Genomic DNA, 7,514 nt, shown 5'->3' on the forward strand with positions numbered 1-7,514 from the left:
CATCCAGGAGACTATGATGAAGAAGGATCTGCTCTGGCCGAGCGCGCCAGGCGGCGGCGCTGACGTGCCCGGCGGCATCGCGGGCCATGTGCGCGGCGCTGCCCTTCAGGACCAGGATGGCCGCGTCGCGCCGATGGTCAGCATTCTCGGCGCGCCGACCAAGTTCCGCGACGCCTTCGAGGCGTTCGACACGACCAGGCGCTGGAACGCCGTCCAGATCGCGCCCGGCGACATCGTGCAGGTCGACGGCAATGTCGCGGGCGCGAGCTATCTCGTGATCTCGAAGGATCCGCTCAGCGAGGCGACCGAAACCATCATCGAGACGCTCGACAGCTTCACCATGCCCGTGCGCGTCGCCGCCGGCATCTCGCTGTCGCAGCGGATCAACGGGCAGGAGTTCTCGCTGGAGCTCGTCTCGACCGATGACTGGCCGGGCGTCGTGCCGCTCATTCCGGCAGGCCCGGTCGCCATTGCCTCGATCTCCCAGGCGACCACGACGCTCAGTGTCACGACCGCCGCGCCGCATGGCCTCAGGATCGGCGAGCGGGTCTCGGTCTTCGGCGTCCCCGACAGCCGGCTCAACTATCCCTGTCTCACCATCGCGACAACGCCGACGCCCACGAGCTTCACCGCCACGGCCGGGCCGCAAGGCGCCATCCCCTCGGTGACGGCCGGGCCATTCAGCAGCGGCTCGATCATCAAGGCCGATCCCTTGGGCTATGCTCGCAATGGATCGAGCCTCGTTTTCGAGGGCACGACCGCGACGAACGAGAGCTACTATGTCCGCTCGGAGGGCGGCGACGCGCTGCCGTCGGGCACGATCGCAGGCAACCATGCCGCGGCCTTCTCGGTATCGACCGTCGCCACTCAGCTGGTCGCGGCGGCGGGGGCCTATGCGTTTGCACCTGCCGCCCTGTTCGAGATCCTGCCTCAACTCGAAAAGGTCACCTTCAGCGGCTCGCCCATCGACAGCGCCGGCGCGATCTCGGCCATGTTCAAGCGCACGCAGGTCGTTCCCAATCCGGCTCGCGACTACAAGCTTCGGCTGCGTGCGAAAAACCACCGGTCTCTGTCGCGCCCCGTCGGCAGGATCGTCTCGGCGGCCAAGGCGGGGTCGGCGACGGTGACCATCACGTTCGACCAGCCGCACGGATTGACGGTCGCCGATCTTGTCGTGGTCTTCGGCATCCGCGATCAGGTGAACTTCGCCAATCTGGCGACCCCAACCGCCGTCGCGAGCGTGCCCAGCGCCACGACGATCACGATTCCCATCGGCGCGTCGGCGACCGCGACGTCATTTGGCGGCGTGGTCATCCGGGTGAATGGCGGCGTCTTCGGCGCTCCCATCGGCCAGGTCGCGCAATCCGTTGCCCGCGCCGCCAATGTGCTGACGGTCACCGGCTCAGCCGCCTGGTCGGGACTGCAGATCGGCCAGTACGTCAATCTGCATGGCGTTCGTGACGCCGTGTCCGGAGCCGATCTCGGGCTCGACGGACCCTGGCGCGTGCGCGACCTCGCAACGACCGCGCTCGTTCTCGAACCCATCGGAACAGCCCCGACTGGCGCGGATATCGTCACGACGAACTGCGGCGGCGCGGTACTCCCGCGCACCGACTTCCGGGTTCACTTCATCCGCATGATGGAGTTCACGCGCCTCATCACCGAATCCATCGGCGGCTTCGGGCGGGCCGACCAGATGGATGCCGCCCCGGTCCTGGTCACCAACGCCGTATCGGCGGTCACCGTCACCGGCGGCGTGGCGCAGGACGCTGTCGCGGGCAATCCGGTCGGGATCGGTGCGCGCGCCGCCAACGTCAACCAGGCCGCGATGTCGGCGACCGGCGATCTCGTGCACCTCATGGCGACGATGATCGGCGCGCTCGTCAACAAGCCGTTCTCGATCCCTGAAGCCGATTGGAGCTATGCGCCTGCCGGCGTGATCGCCAGCACGGCGGACGTGTTGATCGCCGCCGCGGCCGGTGCTGGCATCCGCCGCTATGTCACCGCGATCCAGGTGATCAACACCAACGCGGTCGCAACCGAGTTCGTGATCAAGGACGGCGCCACGGTGATCTGGCGGATCTGGCTCCCCGCCAGCATGACGACGCCCTGGGACATCGACTTCCCCACGCCGCTGCGTTCCAGCGCCAATGCCGCGCTCAACGCCGCCGCCATCACCAGCGGCGCCAGCATCTATCTCGACGCGCAAGGCTACACCGCGCCCTGACGCTGGCTTTCGCCACAGGCGCGCACAGGGCGCGATAGTCCCACGCCCGCATGTCTGGCGCAGCCGCATTCGCATTGGCGACACAGCGCGCCCTGTGCGCCACCACGGGCCAACCCCAAACCAGAGGAAGAAACCATGCCCGCAACAGCTGCGGCGGCGGTCACCGTCGCCCCGGAAACCCTGACGATCACCTGGATGGTGGCAGGCGGGATCATCGCCCAGCTCCTGATCCTGATCGTCTTCCTCGTCCGGGTGGCCTGGTGGCTGTCACACCGCTTCACGCTGATCGACGCGACGCTGGCCGGTAACGCCAAGGAGATCAGCGCGATCAAGGCCGACGTTTCCAACGACATCGCCGGGCGAAAGGTCGTCGCCGAGGCCCGCACCGACATCGCCCAGATCAAGGCGACGTTGAGCGAGTTTCGGGAACGAATCGACCGGATCGAAGCCAATGAGGATGGGCGCAAGCACGCCTGATCCGCCGCTCTCAACCCCAATCGCAACCCGACGCAAAGTCCGCCCTCCGGCGGGCTTCGTCGTTTCAGGAGGTCGCCATGCTGCCTGCCCAATACCGATGGCTCGAAGCCGAGCCCGGCCCGCGCATGATCGCCGAGGCACTGAAGCAATACGGCACGCTCGAAGCGCCGGGCGATGCCGACAATCTGAAGATCATCGGCTGGCAAGACGAACTCGAAGCCGCCGGTCTCGGCCGCGTATATGCCGGGGTCTACCGCCACGACGCGATCCCGTGGTGCGGGCTGTTCATGGCCATCGTCACCCATCGCGCCAACATCGAACGCCGCCCCGAGCGCAATCCACCGCGCCTCTATCTCTCTGCGCTCGAATGGGTGTCCTTCGGCGTCTCGGTTCCGAAGGGCGCGGCGGCGCTTGGCGACGTGCTCGTCTTCAAGCGCAAGGGCGGCGGGCATGTCGGCCTCTATGTCGGCCACGACGCCTCGGCCTTCCACGTTCTCGGCGGCAATCAACAGAACCGCGTCTCGATCACCCGGCTGTCGCGCAACCGGATCGAGGAGATCGCGCAGGTCACGCTGGCTGATCATCACGATTACCAGTTGCTGCGGCGGATTCCGGGAATCGGGCCGATCAACGCTCTGACAATCCTCGCCGAGGCCGGAGACCTGAGACGGTTCGGCCACCACCGCCAGTTCCTGAAGTTCTGCGGCCTCGACCTCGCTACCTGCCAATCCGGCACATTCCGCGGTCGGACTAAGCTGTCGAAGTACGGCAATGCCCGCCTGCGCCGAACGTTCTGGATGGCGGCGCAGGTCGCCGCGCGCCAATGTGACAACAGCTTCCGCGACAAGCTCGGCCGCTATGTTGCCGGCCACGCGGACGATGCCGATCGCCGTCGCAAGGCGATGACCGCGCTCACCGCCAAGATGGCGCGGGTGGCGCATGCCGTCGTCAAGACGGGGACAGAATACCGGCCGTTCCTGGAGCGACCGGGTGCCAGGTGGAAGGACCCCTCTCTGCAAGGGCCGTGAGGGCGCCAAAGGCGACCCTGTAGATAATGTTCGGGCCTTCCACCTGGGTGCGTATCTCGTCTTGAGGACGGTGAGGACCACGGCCGTGTCAATGCCGCTGGATCCTGTGTTTGCTATGGCTGGGAGCGATCCCGTTGGCGGTGGAAACCATCTGGATCAGCTTACTGCCGACGTCGGCGATCTGCCGGCGCTATGAGACCTGTTGGCCAAAGCCCAAAGCTGCTTCCCGACATCGGGCGTTATCTGAGCGAACATGTTCCGGCACACCGCGCAGGATAAACAGGTCCGAGAGCACGTCGATGACATCGATCGCCTTCAACCTTCGATCGATGCGGATCGCCAGGCATTCATGCGTGAACTCGTCGATGATGTTGAGCATGCGATATTTTCTCCCATCATGAGTGCGGTCCTCGACAAAGTCGTAGGACCACACGTGATTGGGCCGCTCGGCACGCAGGCGGATGCAGGGTCCGTCCGCAAGCCAAAGACGGCCGCGCTTGGATTGTCGGGCTGGAACTTTCAGCCCCTCACGTCGCCAGATGCGCTCAACCCGCTTGCCATTGACGACCCAGCCTGCCGTCGAGCGTAGCAGCGCGGCGATCTTGCGATAACCGTAGCGGCCATAGCGGCGGACCAGTTCGACGATGTCGGCGATGAGTTGCTCCTCATCGTCGCGTCCGCGCGGGATCTGGCGCTGGGTCGAGCGATGCTGCCCGAGCACACGGCAGACCCGCCGCTCCGACACCTTCAGGGCGAGCCGGATATGCTCGATGCAGGCACGGCGACGCGCGGGGCTTACCAGTTTCCCGAAGCCGCCTCCTTCAGGATCAGCTTGTCGAGCGTCAGGTCCGCGACGGCGCGACGGAGCCGGGCGTTCTCGGCCTCAAGCTCCTTCATCTGCTTCACCTGATCTGACTTCAGTCCGCCGAACTCACGACGCCAGCGGTAGTAACTGACCTCCGTCACGCCGATCGAGCGGATCGCATCGGCAACGGATTGGCCCTGCGAGACCAGCACATCGACCTGGCGCAGCTTCGCGACGATCTCTTCAGGCTTGTGGCGCTTCTTCGGCATGGCGGTCCTCCTGTCTGCCAAAAGACATACTTCAGGGTGGACCAATTCAACGGGGGGGGGGGGATCAATGGCGCCGGAAGCCCCGAGGGCGGGCACGACCGAGTCGGGGTTGGCCAGGGCATGGGCGAGCCCCGCGGCCACGCCGCAGAAGAGATAGAACAGCGCGAACCGCGCCGGCCCGAGCCGGTCCTCCACGGCCGGGCCGACGATCCAGAGCGTCCACATGTTGAGGATGACGTGAAGCCAGCCCCCATGAAGGAAGATGTTGGTCAGAAACGGCGCCCAGTCGGACGGCGCGATCAGGCGGAGCTGACCGAAGAAGCGCGACGGAACCAGCGCGAAGTCGAACAGGAACCGGTCGAGCACGCGCGGCGGCAGGCCTACCTGATAGAGGAACGCGAGGACGCTGATCCCGACGACCGTCCAGACGACGATCGGCGGGTATCTGCGCGCGACGGGGGCAGCCCAGGGGAACATGCCACGCCCTCCGCGCTCCTGCGCCCGCCCGTCGTCACGGTTTTTTCCCTGCGACTGTCACACCCGTCCAGGCCGGGGGATCCGAAGCCGGGAAGGATTCGAGCGAGGCTTCGAGGACCGGATCGAACGTCTCGCGGTCGCTGGCGGACAGGTCGGTCGCGCCTTCCTGCGCGACAGCGCGCGAGACGCGGAGATCGGCGCTGCCGCGATCGGTGCGGAACGGGATGCGGAAGGCGCCCGGGGCATCGGCGCCCCTGTACAGCCGATGGTGCGCTTCTCCCGTCCATCGGTTCGCCATCCGTGACGGCGCGGCTTCCTCGCGCACGACGTATCGCCAGTCCTGCCGCTCAGCGAAGTCCACAGCGCTGTCACGATCGGGGAACTTCAGCCGGATCGGGCGATAGGGATCGTCGCTTGCAGTCCATCCCATCAGCGGCTCGATCTGCGGCGGACGCGACGGCTCGAATTCGAGAACCCAGTAGTTGGGCCGAGGCGCCGATGTCATCGCGGAACGGGCCGGACGGTAGATGATCGCCGTCGGCATGTCCCAGGTTGGCAGATCGGTTCCGGGAATTTTCGGCGGAAACGGTGGGCGGTTATGGCCGCGCATTTTCACGATCCTTATGTGGTCTGTGCTTGTCTCTACGCTGCGTATGATCCCTGTCCCGCAAGAAGATCGGCGTCGGTCCGCTGCCGAAGGGATTGAAGCCGGCCCCCAGGCAACGCTCGAAGATCGTTTCGTCCCATCGGGTGAAATCGTCCTCCTCGCCGGCAAGTCGCCCGTCATCCACCACAGGGCACCTCACGCCTTTGCCGATGGGGGAGCGTCATCGAAGGCCGCACCGTCCGAACGATCCGCCTTGCGAAGCCGTAGCCCGAGGAGGATCATCATCACCCCGAAGACCGCGGCGTAGAAGCCGATCAGCCAGCCGAGCGCGAGGAAGCTTTCGACCGGGCGCGTCAGCAGCATCCAGGTCACGACGACACCGAGAACGACCGAGAGAAGGCCGCTCAGGATCAGCCAGATTTCGCCGTTGATTTCCTTTCGCAGGCGGATCGCTGCCGCGATCTCGAGGGCACCCGAGAACACGGACCAGAATGCGATGCTGGCCCAGAGGAATGTCGCAAGCACAAGCGTCGCGACAAAAGGCGAGACAACCACGACGACGCCCGTGGCGATGCCCAGAATGCCGCTGAACATCAGCCAGCCCCAGCGTTTGCCCTTGCGGATGTTACGTATCGCGGCGACGAGGCCGAACACGCCGTCGGCAAAGGCGAACGCGCCGAAGACCAGCGTGAGCGCCAGAAGCGCTTCCGCAGGCATGACGAAGGCTAGCACTGCGATGATCAATGCGAGCACGCCGCGTAACACGAATGCCCACCAATTCCGGGACAGGCTGCACAGCATGTCCTGCATCTTATCAGTCGGGTTTTCAGAGGCTATGGTCATTGGTCGATCTCCTATTCAGTTCCATGTCAGGTGTCGGAGCCGGCCTCCTCGCCGGTTAGGGCGGCGGCCACGCGGCGGCGATCCTCGATCGGCTGAGGCAGACGCCGCGTGTGAGCGATTTCCCGTTCGATGGGCGCGCGGCCTGATGGATCTCTGACCAACCCGGCTTCGGCAAGCCTCGCGCGTAGTGTCGCGCCCGCATTTTCTGCGATCTCGGCGACCACTGTCTCGGTCAGGCCGAAAAGGTCTGCCGTCTCCGCGATCGTAGCGTTGTCGAGGTGGAGCCGATAGAGAACGCGGCGTTCGACCGACGGAAGATCGGCGATTGCCCGGTGCAGCACCATGGCGATCTTATGCCGATCCGCTTGGCTCTCGGGGTCTGTGCCGCCGTCGTCGGCGAGGAGGTCCTCCAGCATCAGCACTTCGTCGGGCTGGTAGAACTCGAACATCGCCTGATCCGCCTCGGTCGGATCCTCCGCCGGGGCCTCGGGTTCCGCCTCGATGGAGGCGGCATCCTCAGGCACGGCGCGGCGGGCGGCGCGGGATTCTTCCTCGATGGTCTCAAAAGCCAGCCGTTTCAGCCAGTCGCCGACGGAAAACTCCGAAGGCCGATCCTCGAAGCGGGCCAGCCCCTTGAGGATCGTCGCATCGAAGAGAGCTGGCTCGGGAAATCTGGACAGCGGGGATAAGTGGAAATTCTGCCTGAGATCGGCATGATGCCGTGAACAGGAGAGACCATGACGAGACGACCGCGCCGGAACCATAGCCCGGCTTTCAAGGC

At 65.6% G+C, this 7,514-nt stretch carries 4 protein-coding genes and 4 pseudogenes; 3 read left to right on the forward strand and 5 right to left on the reverse strand.

What is annotated here, in order from left to right; genetic code table 11:
• Nucleotides 1-16: 16 nt before the first annotated feature.
• The 3 genes and pseudogenes from FWJ24_RS14320 to FWJ24_RS14930 all read left to right on the forward strand — a co-directional run bounded on the left by FWJ24_RS14320 (nucleotide 17) and on the right by FWJ24_RS14930 (nucleotide 3,755).
• Complete coding sequence (locus tag FWJ24_RS14320; RefSeq protein WP_150288517.1) at nucleotides 17-2,227, forward strand: hypothetical protein; 2,211 nt, start codon at nucleotides 17-19, stop codon at nucleotides 2,225-2,227.
• Nucleotides 2,228-2,362: 135 nt separating this feature from the next.
• Nucleotides 2,363-2,704: a hypothetical protein gene (locus tag FWJ24_RS14325; protein WP_150288518.1), complete on the forward strand. Its 342-nt coding sequence runs from the start codon at nucleotides 2,363-2,365 to the stop codon at nucleotides 2,702-2,704.
• A 125-nt stretch (nucleotides 2,705-2,829) separates the two neighbouring features.
• Nucleotides 2,830-3,755 (forward strand): annotated as a pseudogene (locus tag FWJ24_RS14930) (TIGR02594 family protein).
• Nucleotides 3,756-3,970: 215 nt separating this feature from the next.
• Here the strand turns inward: FWJ24_RS14930 and FWJ24_RS14335 are convergent.
• From FWJ24_RS14335 to FWJ24_RS14360, 5 genes and pseudogenes are all read right to left on the reverse strand, one after another.
• A pseudogene (locus tag FWJ24_RS14335) lies at nucleotides 3,971-4,806 on the reverse strand (IS3 family transposase); the annotation flags it as partial.
• A gap of 78 nt (nucleotides 4,807-4,884) precedes the next feature.
• Nucleotides 4,885-5,283: pseudogene (locus tag FWJ24_RS14340) on the reverse strand (rhomboid family intramembrane serine protease); the annotation flags it as partial.
• 34 nt (nucleotides 5,284-5,317) lie between these two features.
• Nucleotides 5,318-5,893 (reverse strand): NADH dehydrogenase ubiquinone Fe-S protein 4, encoded by a 576-nt coding sequence (locus tag FWJ24_RS14345; RefSeq protein WP_067253560.1) that lies wholly within the window; start codon nucleotides 5,891-5,893, stop codon nucleotides 5,318-5,320.
• 192 nt (nucleotides 5,894-6,085) lie between these two features.
• Nucleotides 6,086-6,700 (reverse strand): HdeD family acid-resistance protein, encoded by a 615-nt coding sequence (locus FWJ24_RS14355; protein WP_274611475.1) that lies wholly within the window; start codon nucleotides 6,698-6,700, stop codon nucleotides 6,086-6,088.
• Between the two features lie 59 nt (nucleotides 6,701-6,759).
• Nucleotides 6,760-7,514, reverse strand: a pseudogene (locus tag FWJ24_RS14360) (hypothetical protein); the annotation flags it as partial.

It is taken from the genome of Rhabdaerophilum calidifontis (genome assembly GCF_008641065.1).
Lineage (GTDB): Bacteria > Pseudomonadota > Alphaproteobacteria > Rhizobiales > Beijerinckiaceae > Rhabdaerophilum > Rhabdaerophilum calidifontis.